This is a genomic window from Pseudarthrobacter sp. O4 (assembly GCF_050157025.1).
Taxonomy (GTDB): Bacteria; Actinomycetota; Actinomycetes; order Actinomycetales; family Micrococcaceae; genus Arthrobacter.
Genome location: NZ_CP189591.1, coordinates 3,700,608 through 3,725,576, shown reverse-complemented (window position 1 = coordinate 3,725,576; position 24,969 = coordinate 3,700,608). Strand labels below are relative to the sequence as shown.

Annotated in this window: 27 protein-coding genes and 4 pseudogenes; 11 read left to right on the top strand and 20 right to left on the bottom strand. The window is 65.4% G+C overall.

Features of this window, described 5'->3' with window-relative positions:
- The first annotated feature begins 76 nt into the window (after positions 1–76).
- On the top strand, positions 77–847 hold the full coding sequence (locus ACQCSU_RS17330; protein ID WP_426976488.1) for an alpha/beta hydrolase family protein: 771 nt from the start codon (positions 77–79) through the stop codon (positions 845–847).
- Here ACQCSU_RS17330 and ACQCSU_RS17325 read toward each other — a convergent pair.
- The 13 genes and pseudogenes from ACQCSU_RS17325 to ACQCSU_RS17265 form a co-directional block, all read right to left on the bottom strand.
- Positions 804–1,982, bottom strand: coding sequence for a YihY/virulence factor BrkB family protein (locus tag ACQCSU_RS17325; RefSeq protein ID WP_426979826.1), 1,179 nt, complete (start codon positions 1,980–1,982; stop codon positions 804–806). The genes ACQCSU_RS17330 and ACQCSU_RS17325 overlap by 44 nt on opposite strands.
- Positions 1,960–2,562 (bottom strand): 2'-5' RNA ligase family protein, encoded by a 603-nt coding sequence (locus ACQCSU_RS17320; RefSeq protein ID WP_426976487.1) that lies wholly within the window; start codon positions 2,560–2,562, stop codon positions 1,960–1,962. The genes ACQCSU_RS17325 and ACQCSU_RS17320 overlap by 23 nt, the downstream gene beginning before the upstream one ends.
- Before the next feature lie 4 nt (positions 2,563–2,566).
- Positions 2,567–3,706, bottom strand: coding sequence for a tryptophan--tRNA ligase (gene trpS / locus ACQCSU_RS17315; RefSeq protein WP_426976486.1), 1,140 nt, complete (start codon positions 3,704–3,706; stop codon positions 2,567–2,569).
- A gap of 17 nt (positions 3,707–3,723) precedes the next feature.
- Positions 3,724–4,557, bottom strand: a complete 834-nt coding sequence (locus tag ACQCSU_RS17310; protein ID WP_426976485.1) for an exodeoxyribonuclease III — start codon at positions 4,555–4,557, stop codon at positions 3,724–3,726.
- 10 nt (positions 4,558–4,567) lie between these two features.
- Positions 4,568–5,143 (bottom strand): hypothetical protein, encoded by a 576-nt coding sequence (locus tag ACQCSU_RS17305; RefSeq protein WP_426979825.1) that lies wholly within the window; start codon positions 5,141–5,143, stop codon positions 4,568–4,570.
- Positions 5,144–5,227: 84 nt separating this feature from the next.
- Positions 5,228–5,461, bottom strand: a pseudogene (locus ACQCSU_RS17300) (ABC transporter permease); the annotation flags it as partial.
- Positions 5,458–5,709, bottom strand: a pseudogene (locus tag ACQCSU_RS17295) (ABC transporter permease); the annotation flags it as partial. The pseudogenes ACQCSU_RS17300 and ACQCSU_RS17295, both read right to left, overlap by 4 nt.
- Positions 5,710–5,741: 32 nt before the next feature.
- Positions 5,742–6,104, bottom strand: coding sequence for a nuclear transport factor 2 family protein (locus ACQCSU_RS17290; RefSeq protein WP_426976484.1), 363 nt, complete (start codon positions 6,102–6,104; stop codon positions 5,742–5,744).
- Positions 6,101–7,129, bottom strand: coding sequence for an aldo/keto reductase (locus ACQCSU_RS17285; protein ID WP_426976483.1), 1,029 nt, complete (start codon positions 7,127–7,129; stop codon positions 6,101–6,103). Before ACQCSU_RS17285 ends, ACQCSU_RS17290 begins: the two co-directional genes overlap by 4 nt.
- A gap of 35 nt (positions 7,130–7,164) precedes the next feature.
- Positions 7,165–8,046, bottom strand: coding sequence for an aldo/keto reductase (locus ACQCSU_RS17280; RefSeq protein WP_426976482.1), 882 nt, complete (start codon positions 8,044–8,046; stop codon positions 7,165–7,167).
- Between the two features lie 18 nt (positions 8,047–8,064).
- Positions 8,065–9,096, bottom strand: a complete 1,032-nt coding sequence (locus ACQCSU_RS17275) for a zinc-dependent alcohol dehydrogenase family protein (RefSeq protein WP_426976481.1) — start codon at positions 9,094–9,096, stop codon at positions 8,065–8,067.
- Positions 9,097–9,285: 189 nt separating this feature from the next.
- Positions 9,286–10,281, bottom strand: a complete 996-nt coding sequence (locus ACQCSU_RS17270) for an aldo/keto reductase (protein WP_426976480.1) — start codon at positions 10,279–10,281, stop codon at positions 9,286–9,288.
- 122 nt (positions 10,282–10,403) lie between these two features.
- Complete coding sequence (locus tag ACQCSU_RS17265; RefSeq protein ID WP_426976479.1) at positions 10,404–11,864, bottom strand: MFS transporter; 1,461 nt, start codon at positions 11,862–11,864, stop codon at positions 10,404–10,406.
- 93 nt (positions 11,865–11,957) lie between these two features.
- On the opposite strand from ACQCSU_RS17265, the gene ACQCSU_RS17260 reads away from it, so the two are divergent.
- Positions 11,958–12,839 (top strand): helix-turn-helix transcriptional regulator, encoded by an 882-nt coding sequence (locus ACQCSU_RS17260; protein WP_426976478.1) that lies wholly within the window; start codon positions 11,958–11,960, stop codon positions 12,837–12,839.
- The gene (locus tag ACQCSU_RS17255; protein WP_426976477.1) at positions 12,836–13,624 is read left to right on the top strand and encodes an SDR family oxidoreductase; all 789 of its coding nucleotides are present in this window, start codon (positions 12,836–12,838) and stop codon (positions 13,622–13,624) included. Before ACQCSU_RS17260 ends, ACQCSU_RS17255 begins: the two co-directional genes overlap by 4 nt.
- 397 nt (positions 13,625–14,021) lie before the next feature.
- On the opposite strand, the gene ACQCSU_RS17250 is transcribed toward ACQCSU_RS17255, so the two are convergent.
- Positions 14,022–14,594, bottom strand: a complete 573-nt coding sequence (locus ACQCSU_RS17250; RefSeq protein ID WP_426976476.1) for a recombinase family protein — start codon at positions 14,592–14,594, stop codon at positions 14,022–14,024.
- A 364-nt stretch (positions 14,595–14,958) separates the two neighbouring features.
- Between ACQCSU_RS17250 and ACQCSU_RS17245 the strand changes: the two genes are divergently transcribed.
- Positions 14,959–15,744 (top strand): oxygenase MpaB family protein, encoded by a 786-nt coding sequence (locus ACQCSU_RS17245; RefSeq protein ID WP_426976475.1) that lies wholly within the window; start codon positions 14,959–14,961, stop codon positions 15,742–15,744.
- A 102-nt stretch (positions 15,745–15,846) separates the two neighbouring features.
- Here the strand turns inward: ACQCSU_RS17245 and ACQCSU_RS17240 are convergent, their stop codons facing one another.
- Positions 15,847–16,062 (bottom strand): hypothetical protein, encoded by a 216-nt coding sequence (locus ACQCSU_RS17240; RefSeq protein WP_426976474.1) that lies wholly within the window; start codon positions 16,060–16,062, stop codon positions 15,847–15,849.
- Positions 16,063–16,785: 723 nt separating this feature from the next.
- Between ACQCSU_RS17240 and ACQCSU_RS17235 the strand changes: the two genes are divergently transcribed.
- Both ACQCSU_RS17235 and ACQCSU_RS17230 read left to right on the top strand, forming a co-directional pair.
- Positions 16,786–17,181, top strand: a complete 396-nt coding sequence (locus ACQCSU_RS17235; protein WP_426976473.1) for a VOC family protein — start codon at positions 16,786–16,788, stop codon at positions 17,179–17,181.
- Positions 17,182–17,311: 130 nt separating this feature from the next.
- Complete coding sequence (locus tag ACQCSU_RS17230; protein WP_426976472.1) at positions 17,312–17,743, top strand: DUF309 domain-containing protein; 432 nt, start codon at positions 17,312–17,314, stop codon at positions 17,741–17,743.
- Between the two features lie 224 nt (positions 17,744–17,967).
- Here the strand turns inward: ACQCSU_RS17230 and ACQCSU_RS17225 are convergent, their stop codons facing one another.
- Complete coding sequence (locus ACQCSU_RS17225) at positions 17,968–18,393, bottom strand: hypothetical protein (protein WP_426976471.1); 426 nt, start codon at positions 18,391–18,393, stop codon at positions 17,968–17,970.
- A gap of 331 nt (positions 18,394–18,724) precedes the next feature.
- Here ACQCSU_RS17225 and ACQCSU_RS17220 point away from each other — a divergent pair, with 331 nt between their 5' ends.
- The 3 genes from ACQCSU_RS17220 to ACQCSU_RS17210 all read left to right on the top strand — a co-directional run bounded on the left by ACQCSU_RS17220 (position 18,725) and on the right by ACQCSU_RS17210 (position 21,944).
- On the top strand, positions 18,725–19,072 hold the full coding sequence (locus tag ACQCSU_RS17220; protein WP_426976470.1) for a molybdopterin oxidoreductase: 348 nt from the start codon (positions 18,725–18,727) through the stop codon (positions 19,070–19,072).
- Between the two features lie 92 nt (positions 19,073–19,164).
- On the top strand, positions 19,165–21,600 hold the full coding sequence (gene nirB / locus ACQCSU_RS17215) for a nitrite reductase large subunit NirB (RefSeq protein ID WP_426979824.1): 2,436 nt from the start codon (positions 19,165–19,167) through the stop codon (positions 21,598–21,600).
- Positions 21,597–21,944 carry a Rieske (2Fe-2S) protein gene (locus ACQCSU_RS17210; RefSeq protein ID WP_426976469.1) on the top strand — a complete coding sequence of 116 codons (348 nt, stop codon included), beginning with the start codon at positions 21,597–21,599 and terminating at the stop codon, positions 21,942–21,944. Before nirB ends, ACQCSU_RS17210 begins: the two co-directional genes overlap by 4 nt.
- Positions 21,945–22,267: 323 nt before the next feature.
- Here ACQCSU_RS17210 and ACQCSU_RS17205 read toward each other — a convergent pair whose 3' ends face one another.
- Positions 22,268–22,417: a hypothetical protein gene (locus ACQCSU_RS17205; RefSeq protein ID WP_426976468.1), complete on the bottom strand. Its 150-nt coding sequence runs from the start codon at positions 22,415–22,417 to the stop codon at positions 22,268–22,270.
- Here ACQCSU_RS17205 and ACQCSU_RS17200 point away from each other — a divergent pair.
- A complete protein-coding gene (locus ACQCSU_RS17200) occupies positions 22,403–22,717 on the top strand; it encodes a hypothetical protein (RefSeq protein ID WP_426976467.1) in 315 nt (104 codons plus the stop codon). The two genes, ACQCSU_RS17205 and ACQCSU_RS17200, sit on opposite strands and share 15 nt — an antisense overlap.
- A gap of 690 nt (positions 22,718–23,407) precedes the next feature.
- On the opposite strand, the pseudogene ACQCSU_RS17195 reads toward ACQCSU_RS17200, so the two are convergent.
- A pseudogene (locus tag ACQCSU_RS17195) lies at positions 23,408–23,590 on the bottom strand (IS1595 family transposase); the annotation flags it as partial.
- On the opposite strand from ACQCSU_RS17195, the pseudogene ACQCSU_RS17190 reads away from it, so the two are divergent.
- Positions 23,589–24,080, top strand: a pseudogene (locus ACQCSU_RS17190) (recombinase family protein); the annotation flags it as partial. The pseudogenes ACQCSU_RS17195 and ACQCSU_RS17190 sit on opposite strands and share 2 nt — an antisense overlap.
- 243 nt (positions 24,081–24,323) lie before the next feature.
- Here ACQCSU_RS17190 and ACQCSU_RS17185 read toward each other — a convergent pair.
- Complete coding sequence (locus ACQCSU_RS17185) at positions 24,324–24,686, bottom strand: hypothetical protein (protein ID WP_426976466.1); 363 nt, start codon at positions 24,684–24,686, stop codon at positions 24,324–24,326.
- Between the two features lie 78 nt (positions 24,687–24,764).
- Entirely contained in the window at positions 24,765–24,932 is a 168-nt protein-coding gene (locus tag ACQCSU_RS17180; protein ID WP_426976465.1) for a hypothetical protein, read from the bottom strand.
- Positions 24,933–24,969 lie beyond the last annotated feature (37 nt).

The following is a 24,969-nucleotide window of genomic DNA, read 5'->3' as shown; positions in this document are numbered from 1 at the left end:
AACCACGACGACGGCGCCTCTCACCTTACGGGTGGGGGCGCCGTCGTCGTCTTCCCGTTCAACGAAAAGGCTCCCCATGTCCCGATCTGAAAAAGTCTCCTTCCAGGGTTCCACCGGCGAGCTGCTCTCCGGCATCATCGACGTCCCGGCGGGGCCGGTGAAAGGCTGGGGCGTGTTCTCGCACGGCTTCACGCTGGGCAAGGACAGCCCCTCGGCCTCGCGGATATGCAAGGCGCTGGCGGACAACGGAGTGGGCATGCTCCGCTTCGACAACCTGGGGCTGGGCGGATCAGCCGGGCTGTGGTCGGAGGGCTCCTTCAGCCACAAGGTGGCCGACACTGTCCGGGCCGCCGAGTTCATGCGGGAGTCAGGCAGGCCGGCCTCGCTGCTGGTGGGCCATTCCTTCGGCGGCGCAGCCGTCCTGGCAGCGGCCCGGGAGATTCCGGAGCTCGACGCCGTGGCAACGGTGGGCGCTCCGTTCTCGCCCAAGCATGTGGCGCACGTCTTTGACGCGGCCCTGGACCGGATCCTCAGCGAAGGCAGCGCCGAGGTGGACCTGGGCGGCAAACGGGTGGAGATCCGCCGGCATTTCGTGGAGGACCTGGAAAATGCGGACCTGACGGACTGCATCCGGCAGTTGCACAAGCCGCTGATGGTGCTGCACTCCCCCACGGACAACACCGTCGGCATTGAGAACGCCAGCACCATCTTCCAGACGGCGCGCCACCCACGCAGCTTCGTCTCGCTGGAGGGAAGCGATCACCTGCTGACCGGCAAGGGCCAGGCGGCGCGTGCCGCGAAGATTATTTCGGCGTGGGCCGATCAGTACCTCGACGCGGGCTTGTAGGCGCGGCGGGGCGGCGGCGCTGGCCGGACTCCACCGGTGTTTTGCCCGGCTGCACCTGGCGGGCGCCCCAACCGGTCGTCTTGTTGGCGGGCTCGGCCTTGAGGTCCTCATCCCGGATCGCCGCCCAGGCCGCGGACAGCAGGTAGACCTGGCTGACCAGGTTGAACCAGATCAGCAGGCCGATGATGATGGCGAACGGTGCCAGGATGGGGTTCCGTCCCGCGCTGGCGAGCAGCTCGGCGCTGAAGATCTGCAGCCCACCGGTGCCCACCGCGGCGAGGATGGTCCCTTCCAGCAGGGAACGCCGGGCCAGCTTCAGCCCCGCGGCCAGCCGGAACATGATCAGCGCGGTGGCCCAGCCCAGCAGCAGCGGCACGGCGATCTTGACGGAGGTAGTCAGGGGCCCGGCAAGCAGCGGATCGAGGCTCAGCTGCTCGGTCGCCCAGCCCGCGGCCGTACCGAACACCAGTGAGGCTCCGGCGCTGATCACGAGGGCGACGCCCATCAACAGCAGGGTGCCGACGTCGTGCAGTCTCAGCAGGATCGGGTTCATCTTCAGCGGGCCGAGCTGCATCACGCCGCGCACGCCGTCGCGCAGGCCGTCGATCCAGCCCAGCGAGGTCACCACTGTCACCACGGCGGCGATCACGGCGGTCCAGCCGAGGCCGTTGGGGTTCAGCAGCTCCTGGGGATCAACCAGCCCCTCGCCGCCGTCGACCTTCAAGAGGCCGGGCGCGCCCGTGGCAACACTGCTGACCACGCGTTCCAGCAGGGCCGGCTGTCCGCGGAGAACGAGTCCGGCCAGGGAGAATCCGGTGGCCAGCAGACCCGTGATGGAGAAGAACATCCTGAAGCCGATGCCGGCACTCATCAGCGGGCCGTGCTGGACCCCGTAATGCTGGAGGGCGCGCACGGGTAAGAACACGTTGAGCCGGGCCAGCAGCCACTGCACCATCGGCACCAGCGACGCCAGTCCCCCGCCGCCGGAGCGGCGGGCCTTGCCCCAGTCAACCTTTTTCCGGATGACTTCCAGTTTCAGCCGGGCCAGCTCGGTGGGAGGGGGCGGCTCGGCGGGCGGCTGCCGCCCCGGCCGCGCCTGCGTCGAGCGCGGCTCAGTGGTCAGGTTCGGTCCCAAAGTCAAGCTCTTCCCGTAGCTGCCAAATGCCGTTGTCGTCGTGCTCGTAAAGTCCCATGCTAGCCACCGGGAATGTGGCCCTGTAATCCCTGAGCGCAGTTTCGGCCTCATCGAGACTTTCCGGCGCGACGTCGTGGGCGACGGTGACGTGCGGGTGGTACGCAAACGGCAGTTCCCGCTCCAGCGGGCCGGTCTGGAGCTGCTGGTGCAGGCTGACGCAGTGACCGAAGCCGTCTTCAACGTTGAGGAAGACCACGGGAGACACGGGCCGGAAGGTTCCGGTGCCGGCGATCGTCACGTCGAAGGGCTCCTGCTTGCTCGCGATCTCACGCACATGGTGGCGCGTCGCTTCCCAGTCCTGGGTCATGGTGGTGGTCACCAGCGTGATGTGGGCAGGGATGACGCCGGCCATGGGGTCACCGAAGGAGGCACGCCAGCGCTGGAGCTCCTCGGCGATCTCCGGCGGAAACCCCAGGATCACACCGATGCTGATGCCTTCGCTGCGGGACTGCCCGTTGCCGGAGGGGGCAGTGCCGGCTCGCGGGGTGTCTTTCGCGGTGACTTTGCTGACGGAGGACATCGGCCTAGCGGACTCCGTGGGCTCCGGCGTAGGGCAGGAAACCCACCTTGGCGTAGACGTCACGGAGGGTGACGGAGGCGATCTCGCGGGCCTTGTCCGCGCCGAGGGCCAGCAGACGGTCCAGCTCTGCGGGGTCGTCCAGCAGCTCGTTGGCCCGGTTCCGGATGGGTGTCAGGCGATCGGCCACGACCTCGGCCAGGTCGACCTTGAGGTGGCCGTACATTTTGCCCTGGTAGGCGGCGACGAGTGCCTCGACGCTCTGCCCCGTGATGGCCGAATAGATGGCGAGGAGGTTGGAGACGCCGGGCTTGGCCTCGCGGTCGAAGCGGATCTCGGTCTCGGCATCCGTCACGGCTGACTTGATCCGCTTGGCCGTGACCTTGGGATCGTCCAGGAGGTTGATCAGGCCGGCCGGTGACTCCGCCGACTTCGACATCTTGGCAGTGGGGTGCTGCAGGTCATAGATCTTCGCCGATTCCTTCTGGATGAAGGGCTGGGGAACTGTAAAGGTCTCTCCGAAGCGCGTGTTGAAGCGCTGGGCGAGGTCGCGGCTGAGTTCCACATGCTGACGCTGGTCCTCACCCACCGGGACGCCGTGCGGCTGGTACAGGAGGATGTCCGCGGCCTGCAGGACCGGGTAGGTGAACAGGCCGACGCTGGCGTGGTCGGAGCCCTGCCTGCCGGCCTTGTCCTTGAACTGGATCATCCGGGAGGCCTCGCCGAACCCCGTGATGCAGTTCAGGACCCAGGCCAGCTGGGCGTGCTCGGGCACCTGGGACTGGACGAAGAGGGTGCACTTGTCCACGTCCACGCCGCCGGCGATGTACTGCGCGGCCGTGACCCGGGTGCGGTGGGCCAGCTCCGCCGGATCCTGCGGGACCGTGATCGCGTGCAGGTCCGGGATGAAGAAGATCGCGTCGTACTCGTCCTGCATCCGGACCCAGTTCACCAGGGCGCCGAGGTAGTTGCCCAGGTGCAGGGAGTCGGCGGAGGGCTGCATTCCGGACAGGATGCGGTGCCTGGCGGCGGTGGCGGTGGCGGCCGGGGCAGGAGCGGACGTGCCGGGTGAGGTGGCGACGGGCACTGCCGCCGTGGCGGCGGGCGCGGGTTCGGTGCCGGTGGTCGCAGTTGAAGGAGAGGTCATTCGTTGAAGCCTTAAGACTAGAGCCGGTAGTCCACTACCAGCGGGGCGTGGTCAGAGAAGCGGGTATCCCAGGACGGTGCCCGGTCAACAACGGCTGACACTGCAGCAGCAGCGAGAGCGGGCGTGGCCATGTGGTAATCAATGCGCCAGCCGGTGTCGGTGTCGAAGGCCTGTCCCCGTTGCGACCACCAGGTGTAGGGGCCGTCGACGTTACCCGCCAGGCCCCTGTGAACATCCTTCCAGCCGATCTCCTCGCCGAAGAAGCGGTCGAAGTACGCGCGCTCCTCCGGCAGGAAGCCGGCACGTTTGACGTTGCCCTTCCAGTTCCTGATATCCAGCTCGGTGTGGCCCACGTTCAGGTCGCCGACCACGAGGGCATGGTCGCTGTGCTTGGACAGCTCGGGCAGCCGGTTGATCATGACGTCCAGGAAGCGGAACTTGTCGTCCTGCTTCGGAGTGCCGGCCTCACCGGAGTGCACGTAGGCGCTGACCGCCGTCAGCCGGGAGGCCTGCCCTTGGGCGTCCCGGACGATGTAGTCGGCCTCGACCCAGCGGCCGGCGGTGGCGAAGTAGTCCTCGCCGATGCCCACCCGGGTGGCGACGGGTTCGGCGCGGGAGGCGATGGCGACGCCGGCGCGGCCCTTGGCCTCGGCTTCGGCGTGCAGGATGTACCAGCCCTCGCCGAGCAGTTCGTGGACGATCGCGTCAGGGGCACGGACTTCCTGCAGGCACAGGATGTCCACTCCGCGGGGCTCCAGCCATTCCGCCATGCCCTTCTTGTAGGCGGCGCGAAGGCCATTGACGTTGACAGATGCGATGCGAAGGTTTTCCTTCTCCAATGCCGAGCTCACCCGATCCACTCTAGTCGATGATGGTTCCGGAGACGGGCTCGTCGCTTCCGCCGGAGGACTTGATCATGTCCCGCGCGTTGGTGGCGGTGATTTCGATGGTGTCGAGCGCCCGGCGGATGGTGTCCTGGTCCGAGGCGGCGCCCTTGGCCTGTTCCTGCTCCACGACGCGGACCTGCACCTGGACGATCTTGAAGGAGTGGTCCAGTTTGAGGTCGCGGACCTCGTCGGCTTCGCGGCGTTGGGCCACGAGGCGGGTGTTGCCGTGGTCAACGCTGCCCGACGACGGCGCCCGGCCGGTCGCCGCGTTGAACGCGTTCTGCGCTTCGTTGAGCTTCGCGGCGGCCTTCCTGGCGGCCTTCTGGATGCTGAAGACCACGAAGGATGCCAGGGCCAGCCAGAAGGCGGCGATGATCGCCACGACCCATCCCACGACGTCGTTCTGGTTGGCCGCGAAGATGACCGCGACCAGGAACGCGATGATGAAGACGGTCATGCCAAGACCGCCGATCCGGAACATCGAGAACTTGCCCGTGGCGGCGTTGTACGCGGACGGCTTGGAAGACGCGGAGTTGCCCAGAGATCGCATTCCCCCATTATCGCAAACCCGCGCCGCCCGCCGCCCCGCTTCCACCCCGGGCGAACGTATCCGCGGGGGGGCAATCCCAACTAGCCCCCGCACGGCACCGACGATCGCGCCCAAGCCCACGCCCATGGCGATCAGGTACAGCACCGGCTCGAAGAAGCCAGAGACAATCACCATCCAGTTGCTGCTCTTGGTGGCCATCAGCCCGCGGGCGACGACGGCGCGCACGTTGCGCGAGTAGAGCGGCCCGAGGCGCCGGTTGCGGGCGGCCTCCGTGACGCTGGAGTTCCCGGAATTGGGGCTTTCGACGACGGCGCTCATGAGCCCAGCCTTTTGGCGAACTGCCGCTTGGTCAGGATCCAGCCGACGACGGCGAGGACCAGCAGGAACACGAGGTGCGCGACGGTCAGCAGCGGGGCCTCCAGGTAGCCGTAGCTGACCACCCGGCCGAGCTCAGTGCCATGCCAGATCGGTGAGATCCAGCCGATCCAGCGGACGCCCAGCGGCAGGGTGTCCAGCGGGAAGAAGGTACCGGAGAACAGGAACAGCGGCATCACGATGAACCGCATGCAGCGCACCGTCACCGTTGTGTGGTGGGTTGTTACCAGGTCGATGCGACCGTTCTTGCGATGACCCATTCCTCGCCTCGAGGCTCGAACCAGGAACGTAGCGTCAGCCGCCACGTGGCCCTCGACCCCCAAATCGTGGCGTCGGTAAGCGTCCGGGCGGTCAGCCCGGGCGTGGTCCCCTCCGGGCTCGAGGTTGCCTCGACTGTCTCCATCCGGTGGTACTGCATCTGGCCGGTTTCGATGGCGTCCAGCCATTCAGCCTTTGACTGCACGTAGCCCGTCATGTGGGTGAGCGTGAATTCGTCGGCGAGAAGGCCGTCCAGCTCGGCGATATCAGCAGCCACCATCGCATCACACATGGTTTCGTAGAGCGCACCCATCAACTTGTCGCTCATGATTGGTGCCGTCGCCGTGCCTGTGCGGTGAGTTCGTGTGCGCCGTAGCTGTTGTCATCGGGGTTAACGGTGACACCTGGGGCTACGAGCTTGTCGATCCTATCCAGCACATCAGTTGACAGCGTGATGGCCGCCGCGGGGAGGTAGGACTCCAGCTGCTCCATGGTGCGCGGGCCCACGATCGCGGACGTGACGCCGGGGTGGTTGATCACGAACGCGATAGCCAGCTCAATGAGCGTCATACCTGATTGTTCGGCAAGCTGGGAAAGTTCTTCGACGATGTCGAGCTTGCGCTGATTGGCCGGGCTCGTCAGGTCGAAGCGGGCGCTCGGGCGGGCACTTGACGTGGGTGCCGAGGCTGAGTCCTTGCGCCAGCGGCCGGAGAGCCAGCCGCCGCTGAGCGGGCTGTAGGTGAGGGTGCCCATTCCGTGGCGCTGCACGGCAGGGAGGATGTCTTCCTCAATGCCGCGGACGAGGATCGAGTAGGGCGGCTGTTCTGTGACGAACCGTTCCAGGTTCCGTTCCCGTGACGCCCATTGGGCTTCGACGATCTGGGATCCGGAGTAGGACGAGGATCCGATGTACCGGACCTTGCCCTGGCGGACGAGGTCGGTGAGCGCGCCGAGGGTTTCCTCGACGTCGGTGTCCGGGCTGGGCCGGTGGACCTGGTAGAGGTCGATGTAGTCGGTGTTCAGCCGACGCAGCGAGTTCTCCACCTCCCGGATGATCCACCGGCGGGAGCCGCCGCGCTGGTTGGGGTCATCCTGGTTCATGGGCATGAAGAACTTGGTGGCGCGGAAGACGTCATCACGCCGGCCTTCCAGCGCCTGCCCGACGATCTCTTCGGATACCCCGCCGGAGTAGACGTCCGCGGTGTCGACGAAATTGATCCCTGCATCAAGGGCACGGTGGATGATGCGGATGCTGTCAGCGCGGTCCTCGTTGCCCCAGGGGCCGAACATCATCGCACCGAGGCACAGGGGACTGACTTTGACTCCGGTGCGGCCAAGCGGGCGGTAGTCCATGCTGGTACCTTCTCTCTGGTCTGGTTCTGCCGTGCTTAGGCTTCGGGGATGGACACGTCGAACCACTGGTCGCGGGAGAGGTCCGGGTCCGGGCCGTTGCGCACGCCGGTGTCCAACGCGTCGATGGCCGCAAGCTCGTCGGAGGACAGGTCGAAGTCGAAGATGTCGAAGTTCTCGGCGATGCGTGCCGGGTTGGTCGATTTCGGGATGGCTGAGCGGCCCTGCTGCAGGTGCCAGCGGAGCATGACCTGCGCGGGCGTCTTGCCGTGCGCTTCAGCGATGGCGGCGATGGCCGGGTCCTGCATGACGTTCTTCCGGTTCTCGCCCCAGCCGGGGTAGAAGGTGATGCCGCCGATCGGTGACCATGCCTGGGTGGTGATGCCGTGTTCGGCGTCGGCTGCCCGGACATCCGGTTGGCTGAAGTACGGGTGCAGCTCCACCTGGTTCACGACCGGGACGATGTCGGTCTCGGCGAGCAGCTGCTTGAGGTGGTGCGGCATGAAGTTGCTTACACCGATGGCCCGCACGCGCCCGTCGGCGAGCAGGGTCTCCAGCGCCTTGTACGCGGCGATGGTCTTCTCGAAGCGGCTCGGGACCGGCTGGTGCAGGATCAGCAGATCCAGGTAGTCCACCCCGAGCTTGCCGGTCGCCTTGTCCCAGGCATGCAGCGTCTGGTCGTAGCCGTAGTCGCTGACCCAGACCTTGGTCTCGATGAACACGTCCGACCGGTCGAGCCCGGAGCTGCGGATGCCGTCGCCGACCTCCCGCTCATTTCCGTAGGCGGCGGCAGTGTCAATGTGCCGGTAACCGGCAGCAAGGGCGGCCTCGACCGCGGCCGTTGTTTCTTCCGGTGGGCTTTGGAAGACTCCGAGCCCAAGGGCGGGCATGACGACCCCGTTGTTGAGTCTGATGTCCATAAGGTCCTGGTCCTTTCGTTACGGGCGGACGAGTACTTTGAGTGCTTGGCGGTCGGCCATGGCCTTGTAGCCGGCCGGGACGTCGTCCAGGCCGATGGTGCGGTCGAAGACCTTGCCGGGTTCGATGGTGCCGTCGAGCACGAGCGGCAGCAGCTCCTCGATGTAGGCCCTGGCCGGTGCGACGCCGCCGGTGAGCGTGATGTTGCGCATGAACTCGGGGAAGCCGAACGGCACCTCAGGAAACTGGGGTGCTCCGACGCGGCTGATCACGCCGCCGTCGCGCACGACACCGATCGCCATCTCGATCGCTGGCTTGAGGCCCACGGCTTCGAGCACGGCATGGGTTCCGTCGCCGTTGGTGAGTTCCTTGACCTTGGCGATGCCTTCCTCACCGCGCTCGGCGACGACGTCGGTGGCGCCGAATTCGCGGCCGAGGTCGGTGCGGGCCTGGTGGCGGCCCATGAGGATGATGCGCGAGGCGCCCATGAGCTTGGCGGAGAGAACCGCTGAGAGTCCCACAGCGCCGTCACCGATCACGGTGACCGTCTGGCCGGGCTGGATACCGGCCTTCTTGGCCGCGTGGTATCCGGTGGACATGACATCGGAGAGGCTCAGCAGTGACGGGATCAGCTTCTCGTCGAAGCCCCCCGGCACCACGACGAGGGTGCCCGACGCCTGCGGGACCCGGGCGAATTCGCCCTGGCCGCCGTCGTCGTGACCGCCCCAGTGGGCGCCGTGGCGGCAGGAGGTCTGCAGTCCTTCCTTGCAGAAATCGCAGGTGCCGTCGGAGGCCACGAATGGTGCGATGACAAAGTCACCCACGGACAGGCCGGTCACCTCGGAGCCGAGTTCTTCGACGACGCCGACGAACTCGTGGCCCATCCGGGCGCCTTCGGAGGTTTCCGGCTTGGAGGCGTAGGGCCACAGGTCGCTGCCGCAGATGCAGCCGGCGAGGATGCGCACGATAGCGTCAGTGGGCTCCTGGATGGTGGGGTTGGGAACGGTTTCGACGCGCACGTCTCCGGCGCCGTACATCAGTGTTGCTCGCATGGTCAGGGTTCCTTAGTGGTTGTTGCCGGCTTCCAGTCAACACCGGTCACGGACCGCTTGGGAGTGCATGTCAGTACCCCCATGAAGTGCAGGTGTGTTGGTTCAGCGGGCGGTTTCGGTGAGAGTCGGGGCTGGCCAATTGTGGGCGCCCCGGGGGTGCCGATGATTGGCCAGCAGTTGACCCTGTGGTTAGTGGTCGCGGTCGATGGCGGCGTCCAGCCCTGCCGAAAGCGGTGCGCCGACGAGGTCGAGCGCGGCGAGGGCTTCGTCGATCCGCTGCAGGTCGTTCGCACTGAGTTCGAGGTCGGCCGCGGGCAGGTTGTCGTCCAGGTGGGTCAGGCGGGTGCCGCCGGGGATCGGAACGACCCACGGTTTCTGGGCGAGGAGCCAGGCCAGTGCCAGTTGCGCCGGGGAGGCGCCTTTTTCGGCTCCGAAATTCTTGAGGAAGTCGACGAGGGCGAAGTTCGCCTCAAGTGCCTCAGGCGTGAAGCGCGGGAAGTCCGCCCGGAGATCATTTGGGTTGTCGAACTTCATGTCCCGGGTGATGCCGCCGGTGAGGAAGCCCTGTCCGAGCGGGCCCCAGGCGACCAGCCCGATCCCCAGTTCTTCGCAGACCCCGAACTTCGTGGTTTCCGGTTCCCGCATCCACAGTGAGTAGTGGTCCTGGATGACGGCGACGGGTTGGACGGCGTGGGCACGGCGGATGCTTGTCTCGCTCGCCTCGGACAGGCCAAAGTGGCGTACCTTGCCTTCGGCGATGAGTTCCTTGACGGTGCCTGCGACGTCCTCCATCGGGACGTTAGGGTCGACCCGGTGCTGGTACAGCACGTCGATGTGATCGGTGCGCAGCCGGCGCAGTGACGCCTCAACCACGTCCCGAATGTGCCCGGGGCGGCTGTTGAGTCCGACCGTTTCCCCGTCGGCGTTGATGTCGAACCCGAACTTGGTGGCCACTTGAACGCCGTCGCGGATGGGCTGCAGCGCTTCGCCGACCAGCTCTTCGTTGACGTAGGGGCCGTAGCCCTCGGCGGTGTCGAACAAGGTGACGCCGCGTTCGGCGGCGGAGCGGATGACGGCAAGGGCGTCGGTCCGGTCGGTAGCGGGGCCAAGGCCAAAGCTCAGTCCCATGCAGCCGAGGCCGATGGCCGATGTTTCAAGGCCGTCGCCGAGCTTACGTGTTTTCATCGCATTTTTCCTTTGTGGTGTTGAACGCTTGGGTTGAGGGAAATGAAGGGCTTGCCCTTCAGGAGGTAGAGAACGCGGACAAGTTCTGTCCGTGGAGCCCAGAGGACCGGGTCTCAGACAGTTCAGCGGGCCGGCTCAGCCTCCGGTGCGGGCACGGTCGACCTTGTTTTCCCGGCTCGCCGGACCGCGAGATCTGCGGGCAGGATGAGGGCCGCTGTGGTGACCAGGGCCAGGAAGAGGAGGACGCTGCCCGTGGTGAGTGCGGCACTGACCTGTGCGGCCAGGTGCTCCGCAGCAGGGTCTCCGGTGGGGACGGTGGCGGCGGCCGCGACCGCGATGCCGAGCCCCAGGCAGGTACCAACCTGGTGGAAGGTGTTCACCAGGCCCGAAGCCGCGCCGGCGTCGGCCGCAGGGGCACCAATGATGCCGAATGAGGTCAGCGGCGCGAAGGCGAAGCCCTGGCCGGCGCCAATGAGGACCATCGGCAGGGCGACTCCCGTCGAATAGCTGGAGTCGACACCGGCGCGGCTGAGCCAGAACATCCCGGCGAGGGTGATCAGGATACCGGCCAGCAGGGCAACCGAGCCCGGCATCCGCCTGACCAACGGCGGAATGCTCATCGCGACGGCGAAGTTTACGGCGGTCATGGGCAGGAATCCGAGACCGGCCTGCAGCGGGTCGAAGCCAAGGACTTCCTGCATGAACTGTGTGGTGAAGAAGAAGAACCCGATCATCGCACCGAGGTAGAGGAAGCGTGCCACATAGGCGCCGGTGCGCCGGCGGCTCGCGAACAGCCGCAACGGCATGATCGGCTGGGCCGCCTTGCGTTCGATCAGCACGAACAAGACCAGGAGTACGACACCGGCGCCCACAGCCGTAACGGTGACCGGCGAGGTCCAGCCCACTTCAGCGGTATTGATGATCCCAAATACCAATGCACCCACCCCGAGGGTCGCAGTCAGCGCCCCGGAAACGTCGAAGCGGCCGCTGGCACGTCCGCTTTCCGGGAGGAATCGGGGAGCAAGCGCGATCATCGCCGCGCCGATGGGTACGTTGACGAAGAACCCGGCGCGCCAGGAAATCCAGTGCGCCAGTGCGCCGCCGATGACCAGGCCGAGGCTGGCACCGATCCCTGCGGTCGCACCGTAGAGGGACACCGCCCGGGTGCGCTCACGGCCTTCCGGGAAGCTCGCCGTGAGCAAGGACAGGGACGCGGGGGCCACGATCGCAGCCCCGATACCCTGCACGGCCCGGCCGGCGATCGCCCACCAGCCCGCCGGGGCCAGTCCGATCAGCAGCGACGCGAGTGAGAACACCACCAGCCCGAACACGAACACGCGCCGCCGGCCCAGCAGGTCACCGGCCCGGGCGCCGAGGAGCAGCAGGCCGCCGAAGACCAGCGTGTAGGCATCCTGGACCCAGGAGAGCTCACTGGTGCTCAGCTGCAGGTCGGCTTGAAGGCTGGGCAGCGCGGTGAAGATGACCGAGTTGTCCAGCAGGATCATGAAGTAGCTGGCGAGGATGATCGCCAGGATCGCTCCCGGATGAGGGGCGGTGGTAGGTGCCGGTTTCATGCTTTCCATGCAACCGCGAATTCTTACGGTCCGGGAGTCACTGACGTTCCGGGTAATGACAGTCCCTCCCTCCCCTCGGGACGGCGGCGTAGCGTGGCTGCCATGACACACAGCGATGACGTGCGGAAGTTCCTCAGCTCCCGCCGTGCAAGGATCACGCCCGAGGAAGCCGGGCTTCCGGCCTATGGCGGCAACCGCCGCGTCACCGGGCTGCGCCGCGAGGAAGTTGCCATGCTCGCCGGGATGAGCATCGACTACTACATCCGCCTTGAACGCGGAAACCTCTCCGGCGCCTCCGACAGTGTCCTCGAAGCCCTCGCCCGCGCCTTGAAACTTGACGACGCCGAAACGGCCCACCTTTTCGACCTGGCCCGCGCCGCGACCGCTTCCCCCCGGGTCCGGCGCAAGCGTAGCCCGCACACAGTTCGGCCGAGCGTGCAACGCGTCATCGATGCCATCACGACGGCGCCCGCCTGGGTACGCAACGACCGCGGGGATGTCCTCGCTGCCAATGAGCTGGGCCGGGCACTATATCTGGACATGATGAAAGAGGGGGCCGCTCCGCCGAACAGCGCGCGGTTCACCTTCCTGAACCCGAAAGCACGCGAATTCTTCATCGACTGGGAGCGGGCCGCTGACGACGTCGTCGCTGTCCTGCGGTCCGCCGCCGGGAAAAACCCCTACGACAGAGACCTCACCGACCTGGTCGGTGAACTCTCGACCCGCAGCGAAGAGTTCCGCACCCGGTGGGCCCGCCACGATGTGAAGTACCACCGCGCCGGCCGCAAGCGCCTGCACCACCCGATCGTCGGAGACATGGACCTGAGCTACGAGGCAATGGAACTTCCCGCCGATCCGGGACTGCGCATCAACGTCTACACGGCCGACCCCAACACACCCTCAGAGGACGCACTGAAAGTCCTCGCCAGCTGGGCCGCCACCCAGCGTGAAACAACAGAAGCCTCAGTCAAGGAGAAACGATGACCAATCGTCCGTCAACGGTATTGATTGCCGGTGCCACCGGCAGCATCGGCCGCTACGCCGCGGCCGAAGCGCTGCGGCAGGGCTACACCGTGCGGGCCCTCGTCCGCGACAAGGCCCGCGCCGCCAAAATCCTTCCCGACGGCGTCGAACTCGTCGTCGGCGACCTGACCCGTCCCGAAACCCTTGCCGCGGCTGTCCAGGAGGTGGACGCGATTGTCTTCACCCACGGGTCCACCACCAGCGAACGCGACGTCCGGGATAACGACTATGCCGGCGTCGCCAACGTCCTCAAGGCTCTGCGTGGCCGGCGGGTCCGTATCGCCCTGATGACAGCCATCGGCACTACCCGCCCGGGAGTCGCCTATGCTACCTGGAAGCTCCGGAGCGAGCGGCTTGTCCGGGCGAGCGGCAACCCGTACACGATCGTGCGCCCGGGTTGGTTCGACTACAACCAACCCGACCAGCGCACCATCGTCATGCTCCAAGGCGACAAACGCCAGGCCGGTTCACCCGCTGACGGCGTCATCGCCCGCGATCAGATCGCCCGCGTCCTCATTGACAGCCTGCGCATCGATGCCGCCGACCACAAAACTCTCGAACTCATCGCAGATCACGGACCGGAACAAGACGACCTCACCGCAGTCTTTGACTCATTGACGGCAGACACAGACGGATCACTCGACGCCGCCGAAGACAACGTCAACCTCCCCGTCGCCAATGAACCAGAAACGTTCCGACAGGACCTCGCCACCGTCTCGGCAGGAAACATTAAAAGGGAACCGTAGCGCCCGGGGTCCTCTTCAGAAGTGAAGACCTGGCCCGGCATGCTTGGAGCCGTGCAGGACGGTCCGCGATGCGCAAGCTCTGGCTGCCCCCACTCAGTCCGCAGACGATCCACCTCACCGGCGGCGGGCTCCTTCCTTAACGGACTCAGTGTCGAAACCATTGCGTCTCGAAACGCTAGGGACAAGAGGCGTCTCGTCGACGGTCGCCGGGCAATGTTCATTTTGCGAAACAGTTGGGTTCGTCGGTCGCTGGCGATTCCCGTAACTATGTCTCGAAACCTTCCCGCTGAACCGGTGTATTCACCGTTAGTTACGAGACACATCGACGCGGCAGCAGTCCCCCCGGCGCCCCGGTCAAACGCCCGTCCGGCCGTCTATGGCATCGCCTCGGCCCTCGTCAGGGCAGCTCGTTGCTTTCCATCCTCAGATACCGGTACACGGTGGCGCGGCTGGCCCCAATGATCTTCCCGATGTCGGCCGGCGTGAGCCCCTGCGCCTTCAGATCACGGGCTCGCTTGACCTTTGCATGAGCGGCGGTGACTTCCCGCCGGCCGGCCTTGCGTCCGTGTTCGGCGGCTGCGGCCATGCCGGCCTTGGTCCGCTCGGCCAGCTGGTCGCGCTCGAGCTGGGCGAACGCGGACATGACGGTGAGCATGGCCCTGCCCATCGGTCCAGTTGTGCTGATGCCCTCCGTGACGCTGCGGAAGTGCACGCCCCGGTGTTCCAGGTCGTCGATGAGAGCCAGCAGGTTGCGGGTGTTGCGTCCCAACCGGTCCAGCTTCCAGACCACTACCTCGTCGCCGTCCCGCAGGTGATCAAGCATCTTCTCCAGTTCGGGCCGGTTGGCTCTCGTTCCGCTCACGCCGTGGTCGGTGAAGATCCGGTGGCAGCCCGCCGCAGTCAATGCCGTACGCTGCAGACCGGCGTTCTGGTCCACGGTGCTGACCCTGGCATATCCGATACTCCCCACGCCGACTCCTCAAATGCTCATCAAAGGCCAATTTCCCTTTTGTTGAGAATAGTCCATGTGAGACACATTGTTGAGACGACGCACCGTCCAGGTAGACACCGGCATTGCTGGGATCCTGCAACCGACCGACCGACCGACCGCCCCGTCCTGATAAAGGATCCTTTACTGAGACAGGGGCCGATAGTCCCTACAAAAGGTGTCCACACACTGCATCGACGCACCTGATCCCAGCAGCCGGGGCCGTGCCAGCGGCGCCCATCCGAGTACGAGCCTTGCAGTGAACCGGGGGCTAGGAATGAGAACGTCCTGCCGGGCCATCCGGACCTGCCACAGCCCCAGAAAACCGCTCGGGTACAGTATTTGAATGGTTCGTGGACTTGCCGACATCGGGGCGGAGGGTGTTTTGCTTGCCGGCGCGGGGCGCGCCGTGTTGCTGCAGATCGCCCATCCTGCCATCGGTCATGCCATCGCTGAGCACAGCAACTTCTCCGAGCGCCCGTTGGACAGGCTCCGCAGCACGATGAGCTATGTCTACGCCGTGGTCTACGGCACCTCGGGCCAGGTGGCCGCCGTCAGGCGTGTCGTGAACCGGGCCCATGCCCGTGTCCTCCGCCAGCCGGACGCCACCTCGAGGGGGTACAACGCCTTCGACGCCGAAACCCAGCTCTGGGTAGTTGCAACCCTGTACGACACAATGGTCACGGTCCACGAGAAAATCCACGGTCCGCTCGACGACGCCTCGGCCGATGTTGTCTACCGCGAGTACGCCAAGATCGGCACTGCCCTGCAGTTGCCGGAGAAGATGTGGCCGGCTGACAGGGCGGCCTTCCGCGAATACTGGAACCGCACCCTGGCCGGACTGCAAGCCGACGAGGTCGCGGTGCGCGTCGCACGTGACCTGCTTTATCCGTCAGCCGGACCGGCCGTGATGCGCCTGGTCATGCCCCTGGCGCGCCTGATCACGGCAGGGCTCCTGCCGCGCCAGCTTCGGAAGGACTTCCGGCTGCCGTGGAACCGGCGGCACCGTCTGTGTTTCGAACGCACGATAAATCTTTTGGCCAGGGTTTATCCGCTGCTTCCGCAACGGCTCAGACACTGGCCGAAGAACTATTACCTTGGCCAGCTCGCCCCAGCGTTGGGGCACACATAGCAAGGCCGACACCTTGCGGCTGCCCCGGAGGTAAGGGGCCGGCAGCCCAACGCCGATAACAGCGCATACGTCTCCCGGCCGTAACCAGGTGCAGCGCCCCGGCTACAGCAGGACGCGCCCGTTGGCCCGGTCCTGCACGGCGACAAGCTCCCGCCGGGTGGCTACGGGCCCATCCTGGAAGTAACGCGCGTACCCGGCGTCGGGGTCCTCCGCGCTCAGCGTCCATCCGCTGATGACCTGGTCGTAGGCGTCCAGGATCCTCGGGTGCCTCGGCCGGGGATCCGGACTCGTCGGCCAGTGCCTGCAGCAGATCCTCACGCGCTCAGCTGACCACTTCGTCGGGGTAGTGCGGCATCGCTGAACCTCCGGTCCTGGACACGGCAGGCGCTGCGACTCACATCGTAACGGCCGGATCAGCTACGGCAAGCCCGCGGCCGCGGGTGGCGCGGCCCTCGGCTTCCAGGGCGTCGAAACAGCCCAGGAAGATCATCTGTTGCCCCGGCCATCACGTACCGGCCGCGCTTGCGGCCGTCCCCGTGGGTGGTCCGGAACGGGCCACGGGGTGCCCTTCCGGACCGCCTCTAATGGAACTATTAGAGGTGTTGGTGGTCGGTCGTCCATCATGTGGGCGGGTGGAGCCATGCGGAAGCTCAGGCCGTCCACATGTGGGCGAGGGATCATCTGGTGCGTTTGCGGCGGTTAGGGGGTCGCTTCAGAAAACGGAAAAAATCGTACGCTAAGGGCGTTCGGAGGCAGGTATCTACCGGGTCAGCTCAAGAAGCGGAAAGACAACGCGCGCCGGGTGTTGGCGATGACGCCCTCTCAGATGCCGCTTGGCACGGACACAGTCAGTTTCAACCGGCAGTTTGTCCAAGGAAACTAGTCAGTGTGCGTCCGTAAGGGGAACGGTCGGTGCAGCAGATTCGGCGTCGACCGTGGCGCCCCGATCGATGTGGCAGCTCGCCGCCCAACGGGATCCTTGAACGCAACACCAAGAATTCACAAGCACGCGGCGAGCGAAGTGCATGGCTCGAGGGCAGGATGGAGAACATGGAAGTCCTTGGGAGCCGCATCCTGCTTCATCCGTCCGAACCTGAGCGGAGCCACCGGTTTTATCGGGACACGTTGGGCTTGGCGATCTACCGAGAGTTCGGGAGTCGTGATGCGCCGGGCCTGGTGTTCTTCCTGGGAAACGGTTTTCTCGAGGTCAGCGGACGGTCGACTGATCCGCAGGGGGGTGCCCTGGCGATCTGGATTCAGGTCCGCGACGTGCAGCTCGAGTACGATCGGCTGCGGGCGGCCGGGGTACCGGTGATCCGCAAGCCGCAGCAGGAGCCGTGGGGGCTGGTGGAGATGTGGATCGCGGACCCCGACGGGGTGCGCATCGTGCTCGTTGAGGTTCCGAAGGATCACCCCCTGCGACGCGACCAGCGGTGATCATTTCTTCTCTCGCGGCCGCCGTCCCGACGGCATCCTTTGCGGCGGAACGGATGTTCGAAGGGCAGGGTCTTAGCATTGGTCGTATGAAGGTTGGTGAGGTCCACGGACGCTCAGGGCGGAAACTGCAATGACCGGTGACAGGGATCGGGATGCTTCAAGGCGCCCGCGGCAGGCCCGGCCACGTGACGCTCTTGGGCGGCCGCTGCCGTACGGAAGCGCTGGCGTCGAGCCGGTCTCGGAGGAGCCGCTGCCGCCGGCGCAGACGTTGGTCTCGGCCCGGAGTCTGGTGGAAGCTGGCCGGCCCTTCGCCGCCCATGAGGTACTCGAGTCCCGCTGGAAAGCTGGGCCGGCCGAAGAACGCAACCTTTGGCAAGGTCTCGCCCAGATCTGCGTCGGGCTCACCCACGCCGCCCGGGGCAACAGCGTTGGCGCGCTCCGGCTCTTCGAGCGCGGTGCGGCCCGACTCGAGGAGTACGGTTCCGGCGAAGGGCCGACCTACGGGCTCGACTTGTCCGCCGTTGTGAGTTGCGCACGTGATCGGATGCGCACCGGCCGCTGAGCTGGCGACCAGCATCCTCGCGGCAGGCGGCGGAGGCACTATTTCCGGGGGACTACTGAGAGTTTGCTTGACCAATAACTTGTCCCGTTAGCGGAACCCTCTGCCAGCCAGGAATGACTTCCGCCGCGTTGTGACAGTTAAGTCAGACACGGGCCTTCCGGCCGCGTGACGTCACATGGTGCGGCGGTCCCGTCTGACGAACCTGGTTGTTGAGTTCCGTCGCGTCAATTATTCGCCGGGCCCAGGTCAGGGGCGTGGACCGGTTCGGGCATGGGGAGGTAGTACGCGGAGGTGTAGCGCGATGCGTCGCCGGTCAGAGCCCAGACGGAGCCGCGCCGCCGGCCGGCGCGGGGCTCCAGGGTGGTCCGGTCGCGGTCGGCCAGGCGGGCCAGGACCCCGGAGACGACATCCTCATGTGTGCACAGCACGGTGCCGGTACCGCGGGCGTCGTCGACAAGCCGCATCGCATGTTCGATGCGGCTGTCGGAGAGATCGTGGGTGACTTCCACCGTCAGTGATTCGCGGTGCGCCAGCGGAACCACGGTTTCCATGCACCGGGCGGCCGGGGCGGAGAGGATCCGGTCAATTTCAAAGAATGAGCCCAGATCCTGCAGGGACCGGCCCATGGGGAACATTGGAACGGAAACCATCGGTAGCGACTCCGAGTCCGCCCTTACTTGTCACATGAGGACACGAATAGGCGCACCGGGCCCTGGGGGAATGGTTCAGCAACTGCGCCCGGGAAATCGGGAACGAGCGCGGCGCCGAAGCCGGGAACTGGCTCCGGTACGCCATGCGGGACGGTGCCCTGGCGTAGCCTCCGGAAACGGTGAGATTTGCGTTAAGGAATCGTTACGCCCTGCGCGCCGGGCCGAAACAACCGCGGAGCAGGATGGGGGGAGTCTGTGATTCCCACGCTCATGTAGCACCCGTGCGGCTCGACTGCGGGGGTGTACTCAGCCGGCCGAAAGGATCTGTCCCGTGATCACCAAGAACCTTTTCCTGCAGGGCGTCTTCCGCTTTGAGGGAGCCGGACTTCAAAAGCCGGTTCCCATCCACCGGGAGCTCGCGCACTTCGTTCCGGACGGGGTCATCAACCAGACCCTCTATTTTCGCGGCGGCAACTCCTGTTCCGAGCTGATCACGATCGTCCTGATGCGCGACGGCGTGCCCATGCGGTATTTCCCCATCGGCGCCAAGAGCGACGTGCACGTGCCCCTCAGGGTGGTGGAGGACATCGAAGGCGGGTCGGTGATCGAGTTGTTCCTCCTGGCAGCGGACGGCGTCGAGGGATCCGTGGTCATAGACCTGGGCATGGTGGAACACTGATGACCACCATCTTGGATAAGGGCAAGCCCAAGCCCCAGGCGCTGCAGGGGAAGCGCGCCGCACGCCGCCGGCTTGTGGTGATCGGCAACGGGATGGCGGGGGCCCGTGCCGTGGAGGAAATCCTGGCCCGCGGCGGTGCGGAGCAGTTCACCATCACGATGTTCGGTGATGAGCCCTACGGCAACTACAACCGGATCATGCTCAGCCATGTCCTGTCCGGCGAGGAGAGCGACTCCGGAATCTTCCTGAACTCCCTGCCCTGGTACCGGGAAAACAACATCACGTTGCACGCCGGCGTCCGGGTTGAACGGATCGACAGGTTCACCAAGTACGTCTTCGCCAACAACGGCCACGTCATTCCTTACGACGTGTTGATCATCGCCACGGGCAGCCGGTCCTTCATGCCTCCGATGGACGGTCTGTACACACCCGGCGGATCGCTCAAGCCCGGCGTGTTCACCTTCCGCACCATCGATGACACCCGCAACATGGTGCAGCACGCGCGGCATGATCACCACCACCGGGCAGTGGTGATCGGCGGCGGGCTGCTGGGCCTGGAAGCTGCCCGCGGGCTGCAGAGCCATGGCGTCGGTGTTGACGTGGTGCACTCCGGCGCGCACCTGATGAATGCCCAGATGGGACCCGACGGCGGGGCCATCCTTCGCCGGAGCGTGGAAGCCCTCGGCATCAGGGTGCACACCGGGAGCCGCACCACCGCTGTCCTCGGCGCGGATAAGGTGACCGGGGTCCGGCTGCGGGACCAGCCGGACATTGAGTGCGACATGGTGGTGGTGGCCGCGGGCATCCGCCCCAATGTCGATCTTGCCGTCCTCAGCGGCCTGCCCGTTGAACGTGCCATTGTGGTGGATGACCAGCTGCGCGTCCTGGACGAGGATGACATCTACGCGGTGGGTGAGTGCGTCCAGCACCGGGGGGAGGTGTACGGACTCGTGGCGCCGCTGTGGGAGCAGGCCGTTGTCCTGGCAGACCACATCACGGGTGCGGATACCTCCGCGGCGTACCTTGGCTCGCGGATCGCCACCAAGCTCAAGGTGGCCGGCGTCGAGGTGGCGTCGATGGGCCTGCACGGCCCGGAGCGCGACACGGACGAGCACATCGTTTTCTCCGAACCGAGCCGGGGCGTGTTCAAGTCGATCGTCATACGGGACAACAAAATGGTGGGCGCGACCCTGCTGGGCGACAGCCGCAAGGTCGCCTATCTCACCCAGGCTTTCGACAGGGGGTTGCCGCTGCCGGAGGAGCGGATCTCGCTGATGTTTGATCTGGGCGGCCCGGCCGAGGAGCAGGGCGTGGCTGAACTGGACGACGACGCCCAGGTATGCAACTGCAACGGCGTCAGCAAGAAATCGCTGGTGGACACTGTCAAGGGCGGCTGCAATACCGTCGCGGGCGCCATGGACGCCACCCGGGCAGGCAAAGGCTGCGGCTCCTGCAAGCTCCTGGTCAAGCAGGTGGTGGAATGGGCGGCCGACGGTGACGTGGAGGAGGATCCGGCAGCCAGCTACTACGTACCGGGCATTCCGCTGGACAAGCCCTCGCTGATGGCAGCCATCCGGAAGCAGGGGCTCCGCTCGGTGTCAGCGGTGTTTGCCGCCCTGGCGCCGGACAGCGCAGAAGACGCGAAGTCGAAAATGGGCCTCGCCTCGCTGATGAAAATGATGCTGGCAGACCAGTACATTGACGAGCGCGATGCCCGGTTTATCAACGACCGCGTGCACGCAAACATCCAGCGCGACGGCACGTTCTCCGTGGTTCCGCAGATGAAGGGCGGCGTGACCTCCGTGCAGCAGCTGCGCCGGATTGCCGACGTCGCCGAAAAACACAACATCCCCATGATCAAACTGACGGGCGGGCAGCGCATCGACCTTTTGGGCGTTCCCAAAGAGGACCTGCCACACGTCTGGGCCGACCTGGACATGCCCTCCGGGTATGCGTACGGGAAGAGCTTCCGCACGGTCAAGACGTGCGTTGGGAAGGACTTTTGCCGCTTCGGCACCGGCGATTCCACGAGGCTGGGCATCGAGATCGAGTCGAGGTTCCAGGGCATCGAGTCGCCGGCGAAACTGAAACTGGCCGTGTCCGGCTGCCCGCGCAACTGCGCCGAGTCGCTGGTCAAGGACGTGGGCGTGGTGGCGGTGGAAGGCGGCCGCTGGGAGGTCTACGTCGGGGGAGCGGCGGGAGCCCACATCCGCAAGGGCGACTTGCTGGCCACCGTGGATGATCCGGAGGACGTTAAGCTGCTGACCGGCCGCTTCATGCAGTATTACCGGCAGAACGCCAACTGGCTGGAACGGACGTATGCCTTTGTGCCACGGGTGGGCATTGAGCACATCCGTGCCGTGGTGGTTGATGACGCGGACGGCATCGCCGCCGAACTGGACGCCGCCATGCAAGCCTCCGTGGACAGCTACGTGGATCCGTGGAGTGAGCGCGAAGATCCGCTCACGCCGGGCCAGTTCCGCACCTCCCTGCCGCTCACGGTCCTGCCGCAGGTGCCGGTCCGATGAGTACGCGTCCGATGAGTGCCGGCCTTCGCAACCTCGGCCCCGTCGATCAGATCCCTTTCGGGGAGGGACGGGCTTTTGGAGTCGACGGCGAACAGGTGGCGGTCTTCCGGCTCCGCGACGGAACCCTGCGCGCGCTGTCCGCCGTCTGCCCCCACCGGGGCGGGCCGATCGCTGACGGCACCATCGACCAGCGGGTGGTGATGTGCCCGCTGCACCAGAATGCCTTCGAGCTGGACACCGGGAGCTCCACTACCGGGGCTGAGCCGCTGCGCAGCTACGAGGTTCATACCGACGGTGAACAGAACATCGTTCTGAAAACTGTCCGGAGTGGCGTCATTAATTAGGGATGGCGCCGGTTTGGTGTTGCCCGCGTCACGGACAGCCGCCCGGGTCTTGTAAGCTGGGCAGGCCGCGCGAACCTTCGACGCGTTGTGAGTTTTTGTCCAGATAATTTCCCCAAACGCGGGATTAACCCGAATTATGTGTCCCTGAACTCCGCGTTTCGGTCCCGGCCATACCCCGACGGGTTACAGGCGGGTTCTGATTCACCGCATTGCCCCTGAGGACACCTCCAGGAGCACAGGGCCTACAAACTTGGCGGCTCACGACACCTTCAGGAGAACTGGGCCCTCTACGAAGGCCGGCCCCTTGGCGGCACAGACCTGCGTCAAGCGGAGAACCTGTCGTCGGTCATGGCGGCAGCCGCGCCCATGACATCCTTGGCGCGCATGTCCCGGATTGCTTCGATCGGGGAGACCTCGCCCAGCCAGGGGTTCGCGCCGACAAACCACAGCCGGGCCACGTGTTCACCCTCCACACCCGCCACCTCGCGTCTTTCGTCCTCTGCCTTCTCGTTGGAGCGCTGAAGGGTCCGGAATGGTTGCTGCTGCTGATTGTCTCCGTCATTGGACTCTCAATCTTTCTTTTTGGCCTCTGCATTTTCAGGGACGTCAACGGCGCCGCAACTGGCTGGTCCCGCATGTACAAAGAGAGCAAAGGAATACCGCCGGAAGGCTTCACCTTCGCCGATGTTCCGACGATAAAGTTCATGGGCTTCATGTACATGTGCATGGGAGTCCTGGCCTTTGTCGGCATGGCACTCGAGGCTTTCAGGTAGCCAAATATCCCCGGCACACGGGATGCGATCTAAAGGACGCTTGTCTATGGGGACATCTCAGCAAAGGATCGGTTGCTAAGACCAGGCCGCTGGGGCGTTAGCTATTGACAGGTTCCGCGGGAACTCTGAGGCGCAGCGGTATTTGGCCGCTGTTCTGTCAGAGGTAAAAGAATAGGAGCGATAACGTACTCTCCCCTCGTCTAGTCGGCCTCAACCCAGCTGGAGGTTCGCGAGGTGTGTCCGCGTCCCCTGGTGAACGGGCTTCCCCTAGGGCTTCTCGACGTCGCTAGTGGCAGCAGCACTTGCGTAACTTCTTAGGGATTCAATGCCCTCCCACATGGGGGCCTTGCTGGAATATGGGCCACCCACAGTGGTTCGACCGTTTGGTTCGTCGAACCGGTACCAGAAGGCGCCTTCCGGATCTTTGAATGAGATGAACATCGGTTTCCTGATCGGCTCCGGGACGGTGGCCGGCAGCACAGCCTCTCCCTGGATACCAACAGAGTGAGTTCGTCCGGCGTCGGCGGGTTCTCGTTGAATATCGTCCGACTTCGAATCAGCGACGGTCGATTCGTCGTCAAGAGAGTCCGGCAGAGTATCCGAATCCTCCACAATATTGGACGTTTCAGCAGGAAACGGTTCCCGGTACACGGGGCGAAGGAAAAGACTGTTAGTGGGTATCCGGTTAGCTCAGGTTGTGCTGTTCGATCCCGGACCGTGGGCGACGATTTGGCGATAGGTGGCTGGCGCCTGCTGCGCGCCGAGACCGAGCAGGGATTGGAAGGCCGCCATGGGTGTGCTGCGCCGGTTGTAGCGGAACGTGAACTCGTCGAGGTACACCTGCAGGTGTTCATTGCCCACGGAGCGGTGCGTCGACCACGGATTCACAGGCACCAAGCGTGAGCGTCCTGGGCTGGGAAAGGCGCTGGCCGCGTGCCGCGCCGGGGATACTCTCGTCGTGAGCAAGCTTGATCGTCTTGCCCGTTCCTTGCCCGATGCTAGGGACATCGCTGACGAGCTCACCCGCAAAGGTGTGGCCCTGAACCTTGGCGGCAGCATCTACGATCCCCACGATCCAGTGGGCAAGCTCCTGTTCAACGTCCTGGGGATGGTGGCGGAGTTCGAAGCCGACCTGATCCGTGCCCGGACCCGGGAGGGGATGGCCGTGGCCAACGCCAAGGGCCGGCTCCGGGGGAAGAAGCCGAAACTTTCCAAAGCCCAAGAGGCCCACCTGGTCAGCCTCCACCGAAAGGGAGCACACACGACGAGCGAGATCGCTGAACTCTTTGGCGTCGCCCGTTCCACGGTCTACCGGGCCATCCAGCGCGCAGCACCGACCTCGTCCTCTGCACTAGCGCCATAAAGCGATCACAGAACGCCGCCAAAGAGCGATCAAATCCACAACTACAGGCGGGGGCCGTGGGTTCGACGTTGGAGCCGAACGAGCATCAGCCGTCTCAGCAAGGGATCCTATATCAGGACGGGGCGGCCGGCCCTCGGAAGTGGGTCGAAGCCCCCGGCTTTCCGGTGGCTCCGGGACCCTGCCCCGTCTCAGCTGTGAATCGCATTGGTAAGTGGCGGTTTTTTATCAGTGCTATTTGGCGGGTTAGCTTCCGATGATGAGCGTTCGCGGGCCCAGGGCTTGTCCGGTGCGGATCTTACCCCGGGCCAGGGCGAGCATGACGAGGAACGTCATGGCCGTCCAGATGATGCCCGACGTTGATACGGCGGGCCGGCCTCCGGTGGCGAAGACCACGATGAGCTGGATGATCAGGTAGGCGACGAGGAGCATGAATCCGGCGCCGATGAGCCGCATGGCCCGGGCCTCCCGGTCCGTGTGGACGCCCTTGAGCTGCCACACCACGACCCGCGAGGCGAAGATCTCAATCAGTGAATCCAGGCCGAAGCCGGCCAGGGCCGGGGATCCGGCCTGGAGGGCGGCGGCGGCTGCGGGGTCGGCACTGGTCATGGTGGGATCCCTTACTGGTAGCGGCCGTTATTCAAGTGGTCTGTATTCGTGCGGTGTTTGAGTCCCGGCTGCGGTTGGTTAGTCGTGGTCGCTTGGTGCGTAGCCGGCCCAGGGCGATGCGGCTTCGGTGACGGCCCTGTCGCTGAGTTCCTTAGGGTCGGTGATGTCGATCGTGGAGTGGCCGATGGAGATGATTCCGTCGCGTTCGAGGTCCTTGAGTATCTTATTCGGGGCTGGCCGCTGCACGCCGAGTATCGCAGCAAGCGTGCGCTGCGGTAAGGAA